Origin of the sequence: Trujillonella humicola (genome assembly GCF_046233715.1) — a bacterium.
Lineage (GTDB): Bacteria > Actinomycetota > Actinomycetes > Mycobacteriales > Geodermatophilaceae > Trujillonella > Trujillonella humicola.
In genome coordinates, this window is sequence record NZ_JBJNRJ010000038.1 from 17,523 (window position 1) to 37,418 (window position 19,896).

17 protein-coding genes are annotated in these 19,896 nt (G+C 75.4%); 10 read left to right on the forward strand and 7 right to left on the reverse strand.

What is annotated here, in order from left to right; genetic code table 11:
• Positions 1 to 134: 134 nt before the first annotated feature.
• Genes gmd through ACK586_RS17305 form a run of 3 tightly spaced genes read left to right on the forward strand, consistent with a single transcriptional unit; the run spans position 135 to position 3,028 of the window.
• Complete coding sequence (gene gmd / locus ACK586_RS17295; RefSeq protein WP_409331739.1) at positions 135 to 1,115, forward strand: GDP-mannose 4,6-dehydratase; 981 nt, start codon at positions 135 to 137, stop codon at positions 1,113 to 1,115.
• Position 1,116: 1 nt separating this feature from the next.
• Entirely contained in the window at positions 1,117 to 2,100 is a 984-nt protein-coding gene (locus ACK586_RS17300) for a GDP-mannose 4,6-dehydratase (protein WP_409331740.1), read from the forward strand.
• Positions 2,101 to 2,131: 31 nt separating this feature from the next.
• Positions 2,132 to 3,028 carry an SGNH/GDSL hydrolase family protein gene (locus ACK586_RS17305; RefSeq protein WP_409331741.1) on the forward strand — a complete coding sequence of 299 codons (897 nt, stop codon included), beginning with the start codon at positions 2,132 to 2,134 and terminating at the stop codon, positions 3,026 to 3,028.
• Here ACK586_RS17305 and nrfD read toward each other — a convergent pair.
• From nrfD to ACK586_RS25650, 4 genes are all read right to left on the reverse strand, one after another.
• Positions 3,018 to 4,055: an NrfD/PsrC family molybdoenzyme membrane anchor subunit gene (nrfD, locus tag ACK586_RS17310; RefSeq protein ID WP_409331742.1), complete on the reverse strand. Its 1,038-nt coding sequence runs from the start codon at positions 4,053 to 4,055 to the stop codon at positions 3,018 to 3,020. The genes ACK586_RS17305 and nrfD overlap by 11 nt on opposite strands.
• A 103-nt stretch (positions 4,056 to 4,158) precedes the next feature.
• Positions 4,159 to 5,226, reverse strand: coding sequence for a 4Fe-4S dicluster domain-containing protein (locus tag ACK586_RS17315; RefSeq protein WP_409331743.1), 1,068 nt, complete (start codon positions 5,224 to 5,226; stop codon positions 4,159 to 4,161).
• Positions 5,227 to 5,269: 43 nt separating this feature from the next.
• Complete coding sequence (fdh, locus tag ACK586_RS17320; RefSeq protein WP_483409971.1) at positions 5,270 to 7,984, reverse strand: formate dehydrogenase; 2,715 nt, start codon at positions 7,982 to 7,984, stop codon at positions 5,270 to 5,272.
• A gap of 12 nt (positions 7,985 to 7,996) precedes the next feature.
• Positions 7,997 to 8,569, reverse strand: coding sequence for a hypothetical protein (locus ACK586_RS25650; RefSeq protein WP_483409972.1), 573 nt, complete (start codon positions 8,567 to 8,569; stop codon positions 7,997 to 7,999).
• 214 nt (positions 8,570 to 8,783) lie between these two features.
• Between ACK586_RS25650 and ACK586_RS17325 the strand changes: the two genes are divergently transcribed.
• From ACK586_RS17325 to ACK586_RS17355, 7 genes are all read left to right on the forward strand, one after another.
• Positions 8,784 to 9,173, forward strand: a complete 390-nt coding sequence (locus ACK586_RS17325; RefSeq protein WP_409331744.1) for a VanZ family protein — start codon at positions 8,784 to 8,786, stop codon at positions 9,171 to 9,173.
• A gap of 154 nt (positions 9,174 to 9,327) precedes the next feature.
• Positions 9,328 to 10,404 (forward strand): hypothetical protein, encoded by a 1,077-nt coding sequence (locus ACK586_RS17330; protein WP_409331745.1) that lies wholly within the window; start codon positions 9,328 to 9,330, stop codon positions 10,402 to 10,404.
• Between the two features lie 193 nt (positions 10,405 to 10,597).
• Positions 10,598 to 11,398, forward strand: coding sequence for an MBL fold metallo-hydrolase (locus tag ACK586_RS17335; RefSeq protein ID WP_409331746.1), 801 nt, complete (start codon positions 10,598 to 10,600; stop codon positions 11,396 to 11,398).
• Positions 11,395 to 12,111: a DedA family protein gene (locus ACK586_RS17340; protein ID WP_409331747.1), complete on the forward strand. Its 717-nt coding sequence runs from the start codon at positions 11,395 to 11,397 to the stop codon at positions 12,109 to 12,111. Before ACK586_RS17335 ends, ACK586_RS17340 begins: the two co-directional genes overlap by 4 nt.
• Positions 12,108 to 14,297 (forward strand): phage holin family protein, encoded by a 2,190-nt coding sequence (locus tag ACK586_RS17345; RefSeq protein ID WP_409331748.1) that lies wholly within the window; start codon positions 12,108 to 12,110, stop codon positions 14,295 to 14,297. Before ACK586_RS17340 ends, ACK586_RS17345 begins: the two co-directional genes overlap by 4 nt.
• 52 nt (positions 14,298 to 14,349) lie before the next feature.
• Positions 14,350 to 15,321: a glucosyl-3-phosphoglycerate synthase gene (locus ACK586_RS17350; protein WP_409331749.1), complete on the forward strand. Its 972-nt coding sequence runs from the start codon at positions 14,350 to 14,352 to the stop codon at positions 15,319 to 15,321.
• A gap of 122 nt (positions 15,322 to 15,443) precedes the next feature.
• On the forward strand, positions 15,444 to 16,118 hold the full coding sequence (locus tag ACK586_RS17355; RefSeq protein WP_409331750.1) for a hypothetical protein: 675 nt from the start codon (positions 15,444 to 15,446) through the stop codon (positions 16,116 to 16,118).
• On the opposite strand, the gene ACK586_RS17360 is transcribed toward ACK586_RS17355, so the two are convergent.
• From ACK586_RS17360 to ACK586_RS17370, 3 genes are all read right to left on the reverse strand, one after another.
• The gene (locus ACK586_RS17360; RefSeq protein WP_409331751.1) at positions 16,119 to 17,864 is read right to left on the reverse strand and encodes a serine/threonine-protein kinase; all 1,746 of its coding nucleotides are present in this window, start codon (positions 17,862 to 17,864) and stop codon (positions 16,119 to 16,121) included. It abuts the gene before it with no gap.
• A gap of 73 nt (positions 17,865 to 17,937) precedes the next feature.
• The gene (locus tag ACK586_RS17365) at positions 17,938 to 18,603 is read right to left on the reverse strand and encodes an HAD family hydrolase (protein ID WP_409331752.1); all 666 of its coding nucleotides are present in this window, start codon (positions 18,601 to 18,603) and stop codon (positions 17,938 to 17,940) included.
• 126 nt (positions 18,604 to 18,729) lie between these two features.
• The gene (locus tag ACK586_RS17370) at positions 18,730 to 19,845 is read right to left on the reverse strand and encodes an NDMA-dependent alcohol dehydrogenase (RefSeq protein ID WP_409331753.1); all 1,116 of its coding nucleotides are present in this window, start codon (positions 19,843 to 19,845) and stop codon (positions 18,730 to 18,732) included.
• Positions 19,846 to 19,896: the final 51 nt, after the last annotated feature.

Here is a 19,896-nt window from a genome sequence, read left to right on the forward strand (position 1 = left end):
ATACGACCGGAGAGACGTGTGCCACCTCGCCCCGAGGGGTGGAACCGGCCGGGCGGCGTCCGGGTAAGCCCGCGACCGCCGATTACTCTCCTGGCGGCCACGGCCGCTCCCGCGCCGTCGACGGAAGGTGTCCCATGCCCACTGCCCTGATCACCGGTGTCACCGGTCAGGACGGCCTCTACCTCAGCGAGTTCCTGCTGGGGAGGGGCTACGAGGTGTACGGGCTCGTCCGCGGGCAGAACAACCCCAAGGTGGAGGTCGCCGCGGCGATCCCGGGCCTGAAGCTGCTGTACGGCGACCTCACCGACCTGTCGAGCCTGCTGCGCGCGGTGCACACCGCCCGGCCCGACGAGATCTACAACCTGGGCGCCATCTCCTACGTCGCCTACTCCTGGGAGAACGCGCGGCTGACCTCCGACGTCACCGGCATGGGCGTGCTCAACATGCTCGAGGCCACCCGGCTGTACTGCGGCGACGCCCCCGGCCGGGTCCGCTTCTACCAGGCGTCGAGCTCGGAGATGTTCGGCAAGGTGCAGGAGGTCCCGCAGCGGGAGTCGACGCTGCTGTGGCCCCGCTCGCCCTACGGCGTCTCCAAGGTCTACGGCCACTACATGACCATCAACTACCGCGAGTCCTACGGGATGCACGCCTCCTCGGGGATCCTGTTCAACCACGAGTCGCCGCGCCGCGGGCCGGAGTTCGTCACCCGCAAGGTCAGCCGCGCGGTGGCCCGCATCGCCCTCGAGCTGCAGAAGACCCTGGAGCTGGGCAACCTCGACGCCCGCCGCGACTGGGGCTTCGCCGGCGACTACGTCGAGGCGATGTGGCTGATGCTGCAGCAGGACAGCCCCGACGACTACGTCATCAGCACCGGCGAGACGCACTCGATCCGCGAGCTGCTCGACGTCGCGTTCGCCCACGTCGGCATCGGCGACTGGGCGCCGCACGTCGTGCTCAACCCCGAGCTGCTGCGGCCGGCGGAGGTCGACCTGCTGATCGGCGACTCGTCGAAGGCCCGTGCCACCCTGGGCTGGCAGCCGAAGGTGGGATTCGAGGAGATGGTCCGGATGATGGTCGACGCCGACCTGGCGGAGCAGCGCGCGCTGGCTGCCTGACGTGCTCACCTCGCTGGTCACCGGCATCACCGGTCAGGACGGCGGCTACCTGGCCGAGCAGCTGGTGGCCGCGGGCCACGAGGTGCACGGCGTCGTCCGCGGCGAACCGGCCCGCGCGCGGGAGCTGCCGCACCTGGCCGCGCTCGGCGACCGGCTGACCCTGCACCGGGCCGACATCCGCACCCTGCCCGCGCTGATCCGCGTCATCGACGACGTCGCCCCCGACCGGCTGTTCAACCTCGGCGGCCTGTCCAGCGTCGCGGCCTCCTGGACCGAGCCGCTGATCACCTTCGACACCAACGCCCGGCCGGTGGTCGGCGTGCTCGAGTACCTGCGCGGCCGGTCGCGGCGCGGGGAGCGGGAGATCCGGTTCATCCAGGCCTCCAGCGGGGAGAGCTTCGCCGGGTCGGTGTCCGGACACCCGATCGACGAGACCTCCCCGGTGAGCCCGGTCAACCCCTACGGCGCGGCCAAGGCGGTCGGCCACCAGCTCATGGGCATGTACCGGACGCAGGGCGTGCACTGCAGCTCGCTGATCCTGTTCAACCACGAGTCGCCGCGCCGTCCGCACCGCTTCGTCGTCCGCCGGGTCACCGCCGGCGTGGCCGCCATCGCCGCCGGCCGCGCCGACAAGCTGACGCTGGGCAACCTCGACGTCCGCCGGGACTGGGGCTGGGCGCCGGACTACACCCGGGCGATGACGCTCGCCGCCGACGCCGAGGAGCCCGGCGACTACGTGGTGGCCACCGGCGAGGCGCACGAGCTCACGGAGCTGGTCGCCATCGCCTTCGCGCGGGTGGGGATCGACGACTGGGAGGCGCGGGTGAGCTCCGACCAGTCGCTGCTGCGGCCCGCCGACACCGCCGCGCTGGTCGGCGACTCCACCCGGCTGCGGTCCCGGCTCGGCTGGGCGCCGACGGTGGGGTTCGAGGAGTTGGTGCACGCCATGGTGGACGCCGACCTCGCCGAGCCGCACGGTCCCTGATCGGGGCCCCCGCCGCCGGTACCGTGGCGCGGTGCCCCGGAGCCTGACCCGGCGGGACCTCCTCCTGGGTGCCGCGTCCGCCGCCGCCCTGCTCACCGCCGGGTGCGCCCCGGCCGCCCGCGACGCCGCCGCCCCGCCGCCGCCCCGGCCGGTGGTCGCGCCCAACGCCATCCCGGCCCCGCCGCCGGTCCCCACCGGGCTCGACGTGCTGCGGACGGCGCTGGCCGCCGCCACCACCGCGCCGTGCCCCGTGGTCTTCGCCGGCTCCTCCACGACCGCCGGCGCGGCCGCCTCCCGGCCGGCCCTCTGCTACGTCGACCGGACGGTCGCGGCGCTGCAGCGGGCCCATCCCTCCGGCACCGGCAGCGAGGCCGCCGTCCTCGCCTCCCCCGAGGCCCGCTGGGCGCCGACCGGCCCGGCCACCGGGGTGCACGGCTACAACGCCGGGCGCTCGGGCAGCACCGCGGCCAGCTACCTGCCCGAGGCCGTGCTGGGCCGCCTCGCCGCGGTCGCCCCCGTCGCCGTGGTGCACATGGTCGGGTCGAACGACTTCCACGCCGGCACCGCGCCGGAGACCTACCGGGACCGGCTGGAGTCCCGGCTGGCCGCCCTGCGCGCGGCGCTGCCCGGGCCCTGCGTGCACGTCCTCGTCCACTCCTACGAGCGGATGGACCCCGCCCGGGCCCCGCGCGCGTCCTGGCGGGACTTCGGGACGGTCCTGACCGGCGTCGCCGCCCGCGCCCCGGCCGACGTCGTCGCCGTCGACCTCAGCGACGAGTACCGGGCCCTCGGCGTCCCCGGGGCCGACCCCGGCCGGCTGCTGCACCGCGACCGCGTGCACCAGACCGACGCCGGGCACGCGGTCATGGCGCACCTGGTGGCCCGGGCGCTGCTCGCGGACGGACCGGGGCGCCCCGCTAGCGCGTGACGGTCGGGGCGTGCCCGTTCTCGCGGGCGGCCAGCCGCTCGCGCTGCGGGACGACGGTGTACTTCGGGTCGCGGGCGCTCTCCATGCCGGCGTCGAAGACCCCGAACCGGGTCAGCGCCGAGCCCGCCGCCAGCAGCACCCCGGAGACCACCGCCCCGGCACGGCGGCGGCCGGCGACCACGGTCAGCGCCGCCCCGGCCACGGTGCACCCCTTCGCCAGCCGCATGAGCAACCCGGCGCGGCCCTCGTGGTACGGCTCGCTGACGATCCCGTGGCCGTTCTCCACCCGGTGCGCCACGGCGAGCTCGATCGCGGCCCCGGCCACGGCCATCTTCCGCGCCGGCCCGGCCTCCTCGACCGGCGTGAACGCCATGGTGATCCCGCCGCCGGCGGCCATCGCCGACCCGCCGAACAGGTAGGGCAGCTCGGTGTGCGCCGCGTGCCAGGAGGGGACGGCGGTGTTGGCCAGCAGCACCCCGGTGTAGGTGGCCAGCGGCCCGCCGAAGACCGCCGCCACCACCCCGCCGAACCGCTTGAGCCGCGGGAACCAGCCCAGCAGCTCGACCGCCGCCGTGGCCCCGGCCGCCGCGCCGAACGGCGAGAGGATGTAGGTGCCCACCGACAGCGGCGAGGTCGGCTTGAACACCCGCAGCATGTGCAGGAACCGGGCCGGGCGGCCCAGGTCGTGGATCAGGTAGACCACCGACAGGATCGCCCCGCCGCCCGCGGTGAGCCGGCTGACCCGGGCCAGCTGCGGCCGGCCGGTGACGTCGGCCAGCGCCCCGAGGACCGACGACGACCCGGCGACGCCGCCGAGGAACAGGTACAGCGGCACGTCCGGCGTCTTCCACACCGGCGGCTTGATGATCGGCCGGCCGTAGTAGGAGGTGAACTCGACGTCCTCGACCATGGCGACCTCGCCGCGGCCGCCCCGCCGTCCGCCCCTGCGGCGCTTGCCGCGCTTCTCCGCCGGCGGGCCGTCGGCCCGCCGCCAGCCCCCGCCCGGCGTCGCGATCCCCTCGGTCACGCCGCCTCCTTCTTCGCCGAAGTGGCCACTTCGGCGGGAACGGGGGCGGCGCCCTGACCGCCCTCCCGCCGAAGTGGCCACTTCGGCGGGGAGGTCGGGGCGCTCACCGGGGCCGCCGCGAGCCGAGGACGGCGGTCACCGCGACGCCGACGATCATGACCGCCGCCTTGCCCGCGGCCTTCCACATCGCCGGCAGGTCGCGGGTGGTGACGACCGGGTCCGGCGGCAGCCCGTAGACCTCGGGTTCGTCGAGGAGCAGGAAGAAGGCGCCGTTGCCGCCCACGCCGTCGTCCTCGTCACGGCCGTAGAGCCGCGCGGTCTCCACACCCTGGCCCTGCAGCGTGGCCAGGCGCGCGTCGGCCCGGGCCTGCAGCTCGTCGAGGGCGCCGAACTGGATCGACTGGGTGGGGCACGCGGTCGCGCAGGCCGGCATGAGCCCGTCGGTGAGCCGGTCGTAGCACATCGTGCACTTGAAGACCCGGCCGTCGTCCTCCCGGCGGTTGATCACCCCGTACGGGCAGGAGGGCACGCAGTAGCCGCAGCCGTTGCAGATGTCGCCCTGCACGACGACGGTGCCGAACTCGGTGCGGAACAGCGCCCCGGTCGGGCAGACGTCGAGGCAGCCGGCGTGCGTGCAGTGCTTGCAGACGTCGGAGCTCATCAGCCAGCGCACCTGCTTGTCGGTGCCGCTCTGCCCGGTCTGCGGGTCGAACTCGCTGAGCGCCTCGGCGTTGAGCACGCTCTGCTGGGCGTTCGCCAGGCTGCTCGCGTCCCCGGCGACCGCGGGCGAGGGGCCGCTGCCCTGCCGGTCGTCGCCGGGCCGGCCGAACGTCGGCATCGGCAGGTCGACGGTGCGCACCTGCTCGATGAACGCCACGTGCCGCCAGCTGTTGGCGCCCAGCTGCCCGGTGTTGTCGTAGGACATCCCGGACAGGCCGATGACGTCGCGGGTGCCGTGCGCGTCGTCCATCGGGAGCGCGTTCCACTCCTTGCAGGCGACCTCGCAGGCCTTGCAGCCGATGCACACCGAGGTGTCGGTGAAGAACCCGACCCGCTTCGGGTGGCCCTCGTCGTAGCCGGCCTCGGCCGAGACGTCGGGCAGCGGGCCGAACAGCCGGTTCTGCGGGTCCCGGCCGGTGAAGGCCGGGCTCGCCGAGCTGATCGAGGTCATGCCCGTCCCTCCGTCACGTCGCCGTCCCCCCGCACCGCGGCGGTCACAGGGTCGACCCCTCGCCGGCCTCGGCCTCGACCGGGTCCCGGCCGTTGACGCCGACCCGCCCGGACTCCACCCCGGCCCGGCGCCGGTAGGCCTCCACGAACTCGAGCAGCTCGGGTCCGCGCGGCCGGCGGCCCGGGACGATGTCGGCGGTGCTGACCTTGTCCTCCTGGATGTGGGTGTTCGCGTCGAGCGCGATGCCGAGCAGGTCGTTGGCCGAGTCACCGGTCGAGATCCCGCTGTAGGACCAGTGGTAGGGCATGCCGATCTGGTGCACGACCTGCCCCCCGCGCAGCCGGATCGGCCGGATCCGCTCGGTGACCAGCACCTTCGCCTCGATCGCCGTCCGGGTGCTGACCAGCGTGGCGAACTCGCCGTGGGTGAGCCCGCGCAGCGCGGCCAGCTCCGGCGACACCTCCACGAAGAACTCCGGCTGCAGCTCCGCCAGGTAGGGCAGCGAGCGGCTCATCGCCCCGGCCGTGTGGTGCTCGGTGAGCCGGTAGGTGGTCACCTGGAACGGGAACACCTCGCTCATCGAGGGGTTCTCCCGGTTCCACGGCCCCGGGATCCGCTCGATCGTCGGGCTCGCCTGCTGCTTGTAGAAGGCGTTCTCGACGACGGACTCCACCGGCTCGTAGTGCGTCGGCAGCGGCCCGTCGACCAGCCCGGCCGGCGCGTACAGCCACGCCTTGCCGTCGCCCTGCATGACGAACGGGTCGGTGCCGGCCAGCGCGTCCTGCGCCTTGGCCCCCTCGGGCGGCACGTAGTCCGGGCGCTTGGTCTTCTCGAAGTCGGGCACGTCGGCGCCGGTCCACTCGCCGGCGGCCTCGTCCCAGTAGACGTACTTCTTCCGCTCGCTCCACGGCCGGCCCTCGGGGTCGGCCGAGGCGCGGTTGTAGAGCATCCGGCGGTTGAGCGGCCACGCCCAGCCCCACTCGGCGGCCACGGCGCCCTGCTCCCTCGCCGGCTTGCGGCGGGCGGCCTGGTTCACCTCGTCGGCGTAGACGCCGCAGTAGATCCAGCAACCGCCGGTGGTCGACCCGTCGTCGCGCATGTCCATGTAGGTCGACAGGGCGCGGCCGTCGGGGCCGGTGCCGTTGATCTCGCGGAGCACGGCCTCGGCATCGGGGTCCCCGGTCTCGCCGTGCAGCGGGTAGTCCCAGGTCAGGTGCAGCAGCGCCTGGTCGCGCGGGTCGGTGGAGCCCGCCAGCCGCTCCCGCAGGATCCGGCCCAGGTGGTAGTAGAACCACAGGTCGCTGCGGGCGTCGCCCGGCGGCTCGACCGCCTTCTCCCGCCACTGCAGCAGCCGCTGGGTCTGGGTGAAGGTGCCCTCCTTCTCCACGTGCGTGGCGGCGGGCATGAAGAAGACCTCGGTCGCGATGGTCTCCGGCGCGAGCTCCCCGGTCTCGATCTCCGGCGACTCGTTCCAGAACGTCGCCGACTCGATCATCTGCAGGTCGCGGACGACCAGCCAGTCCAGGTTGGCCAGGCCGAAGCGGTTCATCCGGCCGTTGGGGTGCCCGACCGACGGGTTCTCCCCGACCAGGAAGTAGCCGGAGACCTTCCCCTCGATCATGTCGGCGATCGTCCGGTAGGAGCTGTGGTCGCCGTTGATCTTCGGGATCCAGTCGAACCGGAAGTCGTTCTCCGGCTGCGCGGCGTCGCCGAACCAGGCCTTGAGCAGGCTCACCGTGTAGGCGCGCTTGTTGCCCCAGAAGCCGGCCTTGCCCGACGCGTCGGCGCAGTACTCGTCCAGCGTCCCGTGCTGCATGGCGTGCGGCATCGGCAGGTAGCCGGGCAGCAGGTTGAACAGCGTGGGGACGTCGGTGGAGCCCTGGATGCTCGCGTGCCCGCGCAGCGCCAGGATCCCGCCGCCGGGCCGGCCGATGTTGCCCAGCAGCGTCTGCAGGATCGACGCCGTGCGGATGTACTGCGCGCCGACGCTGTGCTGCGTCCAGCCCACCGAGTACACCCACGCCGTCGTCCGGTCGCGGTTGCTGTTCTCCGTCACCCACCGGGCGACCTGCTCGAACACCGCCGGCTCGATGCCGCACACCTCGGCGACCATCTCCGGGGTGTAACGGGCGAAGTGCCGCTTGAGCACCTGGAACACCGTGCGCGGGTGCTCCAGGGTCTCGTCGCGGAACGGCTTGCTCGGGATCGTCGGGCCGCCGCTGCCGGCGGCCTGCGCGCGGTCGGAGTGCTTGACGTCGGGGTGCTGCTCCTGCCGCTCCTGCTGCGCGGCCTCGGCCGGGTCGTCGGTCGAGGCGTCCTGCCCGCTGGGGTCGTAGGACCAGCTGGCCTCGTCGTAGGTGTTCGTCTCCGGGTCGAAGCCGGAGAACAGCCCGTCGAGGTCCTCGGTGTCGACGAAGTCCTCACCCACCAGCGCCGCGGCGTTGGTGTAGGCGACGACGTAGTCGCGGAAGTAGAGGTCGTTGTCCAGCACGTACCGGATCAGCCCGCCGAGGAAGGCGATGTCGGTGCCCACCCGCAGCGGCACGTGCAGGTCGGCGACGGCGCTGGTCCGGGTGAACCGCGGGTCGATGTGCACGACCTTCGCGCCGCGCGCCTTGGCCTCCATCACCCACTGGAAGCCCACCGGGTGGCACTCGGCCATGTTCGAACCCTCGATGACGATGCAGTCGGAGTTCGCCAGGTCCTCCAGGAAGTTCGTGGCACCGCCACGACCGAACGAGGCACCCAGACCGGGCACCGTGGAGGAGTGCTATATGCGCGCCTGGTTCTCGATCTGGATCGCGCCCAGGGCGCTGTAGAGCTTCTTCATGAGGTAGTTCTCCTCGTTGTCGAGGGTCGCCCCTCCGAGGCTCGCTATCCCCATGGTCCGGTTCACCCGGTGCCGGTTGCCCGCCGGCCCGTCCTCGTCCTGCCAGCCCTTGCGCCGGGCCTCGAGCACCCGGTCGGCGATCATCTCCATCGCCGTGTCCAGCTCCAGGTCCTCCCACTCCGTCCCGTACGGACGGCGGTAGCGGACCGTGGTCACCCGCGTCGGGCTGGTCACCAGCTGCTTGCTCGCGCTGCCCTTGGGGCACAGCCGGCCGCGGCTGATCGGCGAGTCCGGGTCGCCCTCGATCTGGGTGATCCGCCCGTCCTCGACGAACACCTTCTGCGCGCAGCCCACCGCGCAGTAGGGGCACACGCTCTTGGCGACGGAGTCGGCGGTCGCGGTGCGGCTGACGACCTGCTCGGTCGCCCTGCTGCGCGCGGCCCTCCCCCGCCCCAGGGGGTCGGAGCCGGTCAGCTGCCGGAACACCGGCCAGGCGTCGAGCCAGGTCTTCACCCCGCAGATGCTGCCACCGCCGGCCCGATCCGGCCGCTCGGGGCCCGATCGGGTTCCTCCTCCGCCGCGCGGGCCGGGGACCACGGGCACCGCGCGCCGGGTGCCCGCTCCGGGCGCGCTCCGGGCACTCTCCGCACCGTGCCCGTGCCGGGGACATCGCGACCACCCGGCCGGGCGACCGTGCGCGGCCGCCGCCGGCGGCTACCGTGCGCGCATGGTCCGGACGGCGCGCCTCGCGCTGGTCCTGTACCTCCTGGCCGGGGCGGCCGTCACGCTCGGGCCCACGCCCGAGGACCTGTTCACCACCGGCACCCGGACGGTCAAGGACCTCACCGGCGGCGGCCTGTCCACCGCGGCGATCGAGGCCGGCGCCAACGTCGCGCTGTTCGTGCCGGTCGGGTTCCTGCTGTGCCTGGCCCTGCCCGCGGTGCGGCGGGTGCTGCTGTGGGGGGCGTGCGTGGCGGCGTCGGCCGCGATCGAGCTGTACCAGTACGCGGGGTCCGGCCGGGACGCCTCGGTGCGCGACCTGGTCATGAACTCCCTGGGCGCGGCGATCGGGGTGGTGCTGGCCTGGGCGGTGACGCGGGCGCGGGCCCCGCGCTGAGCCCGGCGCCGGACGCCGCGCCGACGGCGGCCTGCGCCGCGCCGGCGGTGGCGTGCCACCCCCGCAGGGGAGAGGTCGTTGCGCCGGGGGCCCGGGCGACGGACGCTGGCGGGGACGGCGTCCCTGCCGTCGACGACGAAGCGGGGTACCAGCGATGACCGACCCGTACGGCCGGTACCCGGACCGGCCCGCGGCGCCCGAGCCGTACCCGCCGGCCGAGGTGGAGTACGAGGTCGTCTACCCGCCGCTGAGCCAGATCCCCGGCTCGGCTCCCCCGTGGCCCGACCCCTACGGCGGCGGGTACGGCGTCCCGGCGCCCGCTGCCCCGGCCCCCGCCGGTGGCCGCCCGCAGCCGGTGACCGCGGCCGCCGTCCTCGCCTTCGTCGAGGCCGGCCTGCTGGCGCTGGGCACCGTGATCGCGCTGCTCCTGGTCGCCGGCGGGGACGGCGTCGGCGCGGCGACCGCCTCCGCGCTGGCCGCCGTCGCCGCGAGCGCCCTGGCCGCGCTGCTGGTGATCGGCGGCCTGGCGCTGCTGCGCCGCTCCGGGCGCCGCCTGGTGACCGCCACCACCGGGGCCGAGCTCGCGCTGCTCGGCGCGCTGACCCTCTGGGCGGTCGCCGGGCTGGCCGGCGCCGGGTCGGGGATCGCCGCGGCCGGGGTGCTGCTCGCCGGGGTCGCGGTCGCCGCGCTGCCCGTCGTCCGCCTCGTGCTGCTCGCCCGTCCCCCGGCGCCGGAGTGGCTGGCGACCGCGCCCCCGCCCGGCGCCCCGGTCTGGTCACCGGTCAGCGGCCGCTGGGTGCCGGCCCGCGGTCCCGGCCTGCCCGGCGGGGTGCTCGCCGCCGTCGTCGCGCCGGCCGCGGTCCTCGCGGTGGTGGCGGCCGTCGTCGTCGGCACCTCGGGCACGGGCTCGGCCGGCCTGCCCCTCGCCGACCCCTACGCGCCCGGCGCCCGCGGCGGCGACGGCTACTCGGGCTACAGCTCGTGGGGCGGGCGCTACTACAGCGGCGGCGAGGCCCTCCCGGCACCGCCCCGGAGCAGCCACCTGTACGACGCGCAGTACGACGCCGACGCCCGCGACTGCTCCGCCGGCGACATGACCAGCTGCGACTCGCTGTACTGGTCCACCCCGGTCGGCGACTTCTACGAGTGGTTCGGCTCCAGCTGCGCGGGGCGGATCGACCACGAGCTGTCGGGCGGCTGCGTGGACCTGCTGGGGCCCGACGCCGACTGAGGACCGCCGAAGGGCCCCCCGCCCGCCCCGAGGCATAGGAAGCTCTACGCACGTCCTGGCGTCGGAGACGTGGGGAAAGCTTCCTATGCCTCGCAGACACCCCGGGCTGGAGGCAGGTGAACCCGGGTACACGGGCGGGCGAACCAGGGGAAACCCCGATGATCTGGTCGGAGGGGCGGGGGACACTGGGGACGTGGTCGACCCGGTGCTGCACTTCCTGGGCCACTCGACGGTCCGCGTCGAGCTGGCCGGGCGCACCGTGCTCACCGATCCCCTGCTCACCTCCCGCGTCGGCCCGCTGCGGCGGGTGGCCCCGCTGCCCGACCCGGCGGCCTGGGCGGACGTCGACCTGGTGGTGCTCAGCCACCTGCACGGCGACCACCTGCACCTGCCCTCGCTGCGGCTGCTCGGCCCCGGGGTGCGGGTCGTCGCGCCGCGGGGGGCCGGCGCCTGGCTGCGGGCCCGCGGAGTCGCCCGCGTCGACGAGCTGGCGCCCGGGGAGTCGCTGGTCGACGGCGACCTGCGGGTCACCGCCGTCGAGGCCGAGCACAGCGCCCACCGCTGGGGTCCGCGGCTGACCCACGGGCCCGACGCCCCGGCCGTCGGCCACCTGCTCGAGGGCGGGAGCCGGACCGTCTACGTCAGCGGCGACACCGACCTGTTCGACGGGATGCACGACCTGCCCGACGTCGACGTCGCCCTGCTGCCGGTCTGGGGCTGGGGCCCGACGCTGGGCCCGGGCCACCTCGACCCGCTGCGCGCCGCCGAGGCCGTCGCCCGCATCCGGGCGCGGACCGTGGTCCCGGTGCACTGGGGCACGCTCGCGCTGCCGGGCAGCACCGTCCTCCCGCCGCTGCGCGGCCGGATGCGCCGGCTGCTCACCGAACCACCGCGCGCGTTCGCCGAGCTGGTGGCCGCCCGCGGCCTCGACACGCGGGTGGCGCTGACCGAGCCCGGCCGGCCGGTCCGCCTCCCCGCCGCGGACGCCGTATGAGCGCCCTGGCCAGCGGCTGGACCGACGCCTCCGCGATCGGTTACCCCGTCCTCTTCGGCGGCGTGCTGCTGGGTTCCCTCGTCCCGGTCGTCCCCACGGGGGCGGTGGTCGGCGCGGCGGCCGCGGTCGCGACGTCGACCGGGCACCTCGACCTGGTCGCCGTCCTCCTGCTGGCCACGCTGGCCGCCTGGACCGGTGACGTCATCACCTTCGCCGTCTGCCGCTTCGGCGGGCCGGCCGCCGTCGGCTGGGTCGCCCGCGGCCAGCACGCCGACCGGATCGCCGAGGTGCGCGGGCAGTTCACCCGGCACGGCTGGCAGATCATCGTGGCCGGCCGCCTGCTGCCGGCCGGGCGCATCCCGGTGCTCGTGGCCGCCGGCGCGCTGGCCTACCCGTGGCGGCGGCTGCTGCCCGCGAGCCTGCTCGCCACGACGCTGTGGGCCTCGTCCTACGCCCTGATCGGCGTCCTCAGCGGCGGGATCTTCGACTCGCCGCTGGTCGCGACGCTCATCGCGACGATCCTGGTGCTCGTCGTCGGCGCCCTGCTCAACCTCGTGTCCGCCGCCCGGCGGCGGTCCGCACAGCACGCGGCGGCCGCGGCGGCGCCCCGGTCGCCCGGGGCGCCCCGGGACCCCGGGGCGCCGGTCGCACCCCGGGACCCCGCCCGGCCCACGCCGTGCGGACCGGTCGGCGACCGCACGGGGCGCCGGTGACCCGCCGCACCGAGCGCGGGCGGGTCCTGCAGCGGGGGCGGACGACGGCCCGCGTGCTGCTCACCTGGGCCGCGGGCACCGTCGTGCTGGTGCTGCTCGACGCGCGGCTCCCCCGGTTCGAGCTCGCGTCGTGGTGGCAGCCGCCGCTCATGGCGCTGCTGCTGGGCCTGCTGACGGCGGTCGTCTGGCCGCTGGTCATGCGGGTGGCGCTGCCGGTCGCGTTCCTCACCCTCGGGCTGGGCAGCTTCCTGCTGCTCGGGGTCGCCACGCTCGGGGTGTCGTTCCTCGTGCCCGGCGTCGTGGTGGAGCGGGTCGGCACCGGGGTCGCCGTCGCCGTGGGCATGGCCGCCGTCTCCGGGGTGGTCAGCAGCCTGCTGGCCATCGACGACGACGAGCTGTTCTTCCGCCGCGCCCGCCGCCGGGCCCGCCGCTCCGCGGAGGCTCCCGGGCAGCCGCCCGGCGTGCTGTTCCTGCAGATCGACGCGCTGTCGCACGACACCGCCCGCCGCGCCGTCCGCGACGGGTCCATGCCCAACGTCGCCGCCTGGCTGCGCGAGGGCAGCCACGCGCTGACGTCGTGGCACACCGACTGGAGCTCGCAGACCGGCGCGGCGGTCAGCGGCATCCTGTTCGGCAGCAACCACGACGTCTTCGGGTTCCGCTGGTACGAGAAGGAGCGCGATCGGCTGGTCCGCGTCTCCCACCCCGAGGACGCCGCCCTCGTCGAGCGCCGGCTGTCCGACGGCCGCGGGCTGCTCGCCGGGGGCGGCGCGAGCCGCGGCAACCTGTTCACCGGCGACGCCCAGCACGTCAGCCTCACCATGAGCTCGCTGGCGCACGTCGTCCCCGCCCGCAGCCGCCGCGCCCGCCGGCTGGACCGGGTGGGGTCGGGCTACTACGCCTACTTCGCCGACCCGGTGAACGCGCTGCGCACCCTCGCCGTCTCCGCCGTCGACATCGGCCGCGAGCTGGTCGCCGCCGCTCGCGAGCGCCGCGACGACGTCCGCCCGCGGGTGTCCCGCGGCGGGCTGTGGCCGCTGCTGCGGCCGGGGACGACGGTGATCGCCCGGGACGTCGTCGTCTTCGCGCTGCTGGAGGACATGCTGGCCGGCCGCCCGGTCGCCTACGCCGACTTCCTCGGCTACGACGAGGCCGGGCACCACGCCGGGCTGGAGCGCGCCGACGTGCTCGCCGTGCTGCGGACCATCGACCAGCAGATCGGCCGGCTGCACCGCGCCGCCGCGCTGGCGCCCCGGCGCTACCACCTGGTGTGCCTGTCCGACCACGGGCTCACCCAGGGCGAGGCGTTCGAGGCCCGGTTCGGCGAGACCGTCGAGTCGCTCGTCGGCCGGCTGTGCGGCGCGGCCCCCGATCCGCGGACGGCGTCCAGCGGCCCGCCCACCAGCCGCGGCCCCGCCGACGGCGGCTGGCAGTTCGGCGCGGCCCTCGGCGAGGGCGCCGGACCGGTCGCCCGGCGACTGCGCGCCCGCGTGAGGGCCGCCGGGCACCACGACCACGAGCTGCCGCGCGAGACCGGCGGGGCCGAGGGTCCCGTGCCACGGGTGGCCCCCGGCGTCGTCGTCACCGTCTCCGGGCACACCGCGTCCGTCTCGTTCGCCGACCTGCCCGGCCGGGTGCCGCTGGAGGAGATCGAGCGGCACTGGCCCGACCTGCTGCCCGGGCTGGTCGACCACGCCGGCATCGGCTTCCTGCTCGTGCAGTCGCTCGAGCACGGCCCGGTCGTGCTCGGCCGCGAGGGCATCCACCGGCTGGCCACCGGCCAGGTCGTGGGCAGCGACCCGCTGGCGCCCTACGGCGAGCACGCGGCCGCGCTGGTCGCCCGCGTCTCGGACTTCCCGCACTGCCCGGACGTCGTCGTCAACAGCGCCTGGGACCCGGCCACCGACGAGGCCTCCCCGTTCGAGCCGCACGTCGGCTCGCACGGCGGCCTGGGCGGGCCGCAGCAGCACGCCTTCCTCGTGCACCCGCGGGAGTTCGCCCCGCCGGGCGAGGTGGTCGGCGCCGAGCAGCTGCACCGGGTGTTCCGCGGCTGGCTCACCGACCTCGGCCACCCCGAGCCCGACGGCGCCGGAGCGGACGTCGGCCCGAACAGCGCCACCGCCCGCCGGCGCGGCGCCGCGGATGCCGCGGCGGGCGCCGGGAATCGGACGGTGACGAGCCGGTGAACACCGCGCCGCCACCCTGGCGGGGCGACCGGGTACCACCGAGAGTGTGGCGATGAGACCCGACGCCCGCGCCTGGTTCGACAGCCGCACCTCGTCGGCCGCCTCCCTGGCAGAGATCGACGTCGCGGCGCTGCTGCGCGCCAAGCGCCGTGGCGGCCACCGGATCAGCGTCGTCCTCCCCGCCCGCGACGAGCAGGCCACCGTCGGCTCCCTGGTCGCCGACCTCGCCGAGCACTGGGTGCGCCGGGTCCCGCTGGTCGACGAGCTGCTCGTGGTCGACTCCGACTCCACCGACGCCACGGCCGCGGTCGCGCGGGCCGCCGGTGCCGAGGTGGTGGCCAGCGCCGACGTGCTCCCCGCGCAGGGCAGCCGGCCGGGCAAGGGCGAGGCGCTGTGGAAGTCGCTGGCCGCCACCAGCGGCGACCTCCTCGTCTTCCTCGACTCCGACCTCGTCGGCGACGTCACCCACTACGTGCCGGGGCTGCTCGGGCCGCTGCTGGCCGACCCCACCGTCGGCTACGTGAAGGGCTGCTACACCCGCCCGCTGGAGGTCGACGGGCTCAGCGAGCCGGCCGGGGGCGGGCGGGTCACCGAGCTGACCGCCCGCCCGCTGCTGAACGCGCTGTGGCCGGAGCTGGCCGGCGTCGTCCAGCCGCTGGGTGGCGAGTACGCCGGCCGCCGGCACCTGCTCGAGCAGGTGCCCTTCGTGTCCGGCTACGGCGTCGAGGTCGGGCTGCTGGTCGACCTGCTGGGCCTGGTCGGGCTGCACGGGCTGGCGCAGGTCGACCTCGGCGTCCGCCGGCACACCTCCCAGTCGCAGGAGGCGCTGGGCCGGATGGCCGGCCAGGTGCTGTCGACCGTGCTCGCCCGCGCTGGGCTGGACCGGGCGGCCGGCGGCCTGCTCACCCAGTTCCGGCACGACGGCGCCGCCTTCGTGCCGCACAGCAGCGCGGTCGCCGTCGACGAGCGACCGCCGATGGCCGGCGTCCCCGAGTACCGCGCGGTGCGGTCCCTCCCCGGCTGACCCCGACCCGGACGGGGCCTTTCCGGCTCCGACACGGCCCGTACGCGGCGACCGCGCGCCGCGGGCCGCCTACCCTGTGCAGCCGCGGCGTCGCAGGGTGCGGGCCGCAGAACGGGGTGGACGTGAGCAGGACCGGGCGGGCGCTGGCTGTGAGCACGATGACGCTGGCGGTGACCTTGACGGGTGCCGCGTGCGGCGGCGGCGACGGCGACGGGGAGGCCCAGCCGATCGGGCAGACCACCAGCAGCGCCCCGGAGACGACGTCGGAGCCGGCGCAGACCTCGGCCACCCCGACGACGACGTCCTCGACGGCCACCACCTCCTCGAGCCCGGCCGGTGCGTCGGCGACCGACGACGGCGTCCTCGACGAGCAGGACGAGGGCCGCCAGCTCGGCCTCGACGACTTCTTCAACGCCGGCTCGCAGTGGGAGGAGCGCCGCTACGACCTCGCCGACCAGAAGGACGTCCCCGGCGTCGGGACGACGGTGAGCTCCTGCGGCGACCGCAGCTACTCCAACCAGACGCTGGAGCTGCGGCTGGGCAACAACTTCAGCGAGCTGACCTTCTCGGCCGCGCAGGCGAACAACAGCCAGCGCTCGGACCAGAACCTGGTCGTGGAGGTCGTCGCGAACAACGAGCAGCGCGACATCCGCAGCGTGCCGTTCAACCAGACGCAGGACTTCACCCTCGACGTGAGCGGCGTCAACGCCCTCGTCCTGCGGTTCTACCTCGACGACGCGGTCAGCAACTGCGGCGGCTCGGTCCTCGGCGTGATCTACGGGGCCACGGTCGACTAGTCAGTCGGCCTCCAGCGGCAGCGCGCGGGAGCCCAGGTCCCGCAGCGACGCGGTGAGCACGTTGCTGCCCCGGGCCTCCACCACGCACGTCGTCCCGGCCTCGCGCACGACGAGGTCGGCGACGTGCCGGGAGAACGGCGCGCCGAGGTACTCCCCGGCTCGGGCGGTGCAGTTCAGGGCATCGGTGGGCGCCTGCTGCTCGAAGACGACCTCGGCGGCGTGCGGCTGCGAGCAGGGCAGCTCGGCCCCGTCGTCGTCCAGGCAGCGGCGCCACTCGTCGGCCGGGCCGTCGAGCACGCCCGCGCTCGAGCCGTCGAGGTCGGCGTCCGGGAGGCCGACCGTGCACGCGGCACCCGCCGTCCCGAGAACCAGGTCCTGGCGGAGCACGTCGGTGCCCGGGCGCCCGCCGAGGTAGTCCAGCAGGGCGGCCGGCGGGCACTCGCCGGTGGCGTACACCTCGGTGGCGTGCGCGCCGTCGCACGCGGTCGGCGCCGACGACGCATCGAGGCAGTCCCCCACGGCCAGCGCGGCCCCCGCCCCGGAGCCGGGCTCCCCGCCGTCGTCGTCGTCGGAGGGGGTGACCGCGCCGGGTGGGTCCTGCGCCGTCGTCCCGCCGTCCGCCGTCGTCCCGCCCCCCTGGTCACCTCGGTCGCCGTCCCCGCCGCCGGCCAGCACGGCCACCACGGTGACCAGGCCGGCCAGCAGGGCGAGCGCGAGGACGACGGGGACCCACCGCACGCGGCGCGGCGCGGGCGGGGGAGCCGGCTGTCCGGGGCGCGGGTCGCGGCGCGTCGGCGTGCGGCCGCCCTCCTCCGGCTGGGCCCCGGGCGGCGCGGTACCGGGCGGCGGGGGACCAGGCGGCGCGGTACCGGCGCCGATGCCGATGGTGGTCGGCGGCGCGGGCGGCCGGGGCGCCAGGGCCGCCCGCGCCGCGGCGGCCAGCTCCGCGCAGGTCGCGAAACGGCCGGCCGGGTCCTTCTGCAGCGCCCGGGTCACGACCGCCGCGAGCGCCGGGGGCAGGTCGGGGCGCAGTTCCACGACGTCGGGCACCGGCCCCATGACCTTGGCGGCGAACAGGGGCGCCAGTTCGTCCATCGGGTAGGCCCGGCGGCCGGTGAGCAGCTCGAAGAGGACGGCGCCGAGGGAGTAGACGTCCGAGCGACCGTCGGCCGCCCTGCCCTCGAGCCGCTCGGGCGCGGTGTAGGGGAAGGTGCCCGGCACCCCGCCGTCGGCGGTCAGCCCCGCATCGGCCGTGAGGTCCTTGGCGATGCCGAAGTCCGTCAGCACCGCCTCCTCGGTGCCGTCGGCGCCCCGCCGCAGCATGATGTTCGCCGGCTTGACGTCCCGGTGCAGCAGGCCGCGGGCGTGGGCGTGGTCCAGCGCCCGGCCGACCGTCGCCACCACCTCGACCGCCTGCGCCGGAGCGAAGGGTCCGCGCTCGCGCAGGGCAGTGTCCAGGTCCGTCCCGTCCACGAAGCGCATCGCGATGTACAACCGGTCGCCGTCCTGGCCCCGGTCCAGCGCGTCGACGACGTTCGGGTGCTCGAGGGCGCACAGCAGGTCGGCCTCGCGCTCGAAGCGCTGCCGCAGCTCCGGGTGGTGGGCGACCACCGGGTTGAGCACCTTGAGCGCGACCCGCCGGGGCAGCGTCGGGTGCTGCGCCTCGTACACGGCCCCCATGGCGCCCTGCCCGAGCAACCGCACGATGCGGTAGCCCCCGACGGTCGAGCCGCTCGAGATCTCCACGTCCCCCCCGCGTACGCGCCCGCCGACGGGCAGCCCGCACGAGTATGCGGTGCCGGAGCCGCGCCGGAGGGCGTCAGGCCAGGGGCGTGTCCTGCAGCTGGCCGGCGAGGTCGCCGGGGGTGTCGAAGATGGCGATCGCGCCGGCGCCGGACAGCTCGTCGTCCCCGAACCCGCCGGAGCGCACCACCAGCGCGGGCATCCCGGCGTTGCCGGCGGCCTCGACGTCCCACACCGAGTCGCCGACCAGCACGCTCGGGGCGTCGTCGGGCGCACCCAGCTTGTGCAGGGCCACCTGGAGCAGGTCGGGCGCGGGCTTGGTGTTCTCGACGTCGTCGCTGCTGGTCCAGGCGTCGGCGATGTCGCGGGCGTCGAGCAGGTCCAGGGACAGGTCCACGTGGTGCGGCTTGCCGGAGCTGGCGAGCACCAGCCGGTGGCCGCGCTCCTTCACCGCGAGCAGCAGGTCACGGGCGCCGGGCAGGACCGACACCTCCTGCATGAGCGGGTCGGCCTCCTGCACCCAGCGCTCCCGGGCCTCGTCGCCGATGCGCTGCTCGAGCTCGCCGCCGCCGAGGGCCGCCACCAGCTGGTCCCCGCCCATGCCGATCAGCCGGTGGATCCGCCAGATCGGGAAGGTCTCGCCCAGCGAGCGGAAGGCGCGGTACCAGGCCAGGGCGTGCTGGTAGTTGGTGTCGACGAGGGTGCCGTCGACGTCGAGGACGGCGATCGCGGAGGCGGCCATGGGCGATCCGGTGCCCGCCCCGCCGCTCCCGCAACCTCGAGGCTTAGGAAGCTTTACCCACGTCCTGACCGCTGAGACGTGGGTAAAGCTTCCTATGCCTCGGGAGCAGGTGGCCGCGGGGGCTGCTCAGCCGTGGACCAGCAGGCCGCGCACCGTCTCCCCGGCCGCCTGGTCGCGGTAGCCCTGGGTGAGCTCGTCGAGGGCGTAGCGGCGGGTGATCAGCCGGTCCAGCTCCAGCCGGCCCTCCTCGTGCATCCGCAGCAGCCGCGGGATGTCGGTGAACGGGTTGCAGTGGCCGAACAGCGTCCCCTGGATCCGGTGCTCGAACACGGTGGTCAGCTGCCCGTTGAGGGTGCCGACGCCGTCGGCGAGGCGGTCGGCCAGCGCGGTGAGCACCAGCGCGCCGCCCTTGCCCACGCAGCGCGTCGCGTCCGCCATGACCTCGGCCGACATCTTGCCGACGGTCACGACGACGACGTCGGCGCCGGTGCCGCGGGAGAGCTCGCGGGCCAGCCCGGCCGCCTCCTTCGCGTCCGCCACGGTGTGCGTGGCACCGACCGACCCGGCGAACGTCCGCTTCATCTCCACCGGGTCCGCGCCGATCACGTGCAGCGCGCCGGCGTGCACCGCGCCCTGCACGGCGTTGACCCCCACCCCGCCCAGGCCCACGACGACGACCGTGTCCCCCGGCCGCACCCCACCGGCGTAGACCGCGGACCCCCAGCCGGTCGGCACGCTGCAGGCCAGCAGCGCCGCGACGTCCAGCGGCGCCGACGGGTCGATGCGCACGCAGGAGAACTCGCTGAGCACCGCGTGCCGGGCGAACGCGCCGACCATGCAGAAGCCGCCGAGCTCGCGGCCGTCGTCCAGCCGGAACGGCAGCGTGCCGGTGGGCAGCTGCCCGGTGGCGATGGTGGCGCCGGCGTCGCAGATGCTCGACCGGCCGGTGGCGCAGTACCGGCAGTGCCCGCAGGCGGGCAGGAAGCTGGTGACGACGTGGTCGCCGGGCGCGACCCGGGTGACGCCCGGCCCCACCGCGAGGACGACGGCCGAGCCCTCGTGCCCGCCCACGATCGGGTACTGGCCGCCGGGATTGGCGTGCCGCAGGTGCTCGTCGGAGTGGCACAGCCCGGCGTAGGCCATCTCGACCAGCACCTCGCCCGGCCCGGGGTCGACCACCTCGAGGTCGACGACCCGGTACTCCGCGCCGGGCTCGAACAGCACCGCTCCTGTCGTCCTCACCGGGGTCCGGTCTCCTTCCGCCGCTGCGCCGTCTGGTGCCCCAGCTTCCCC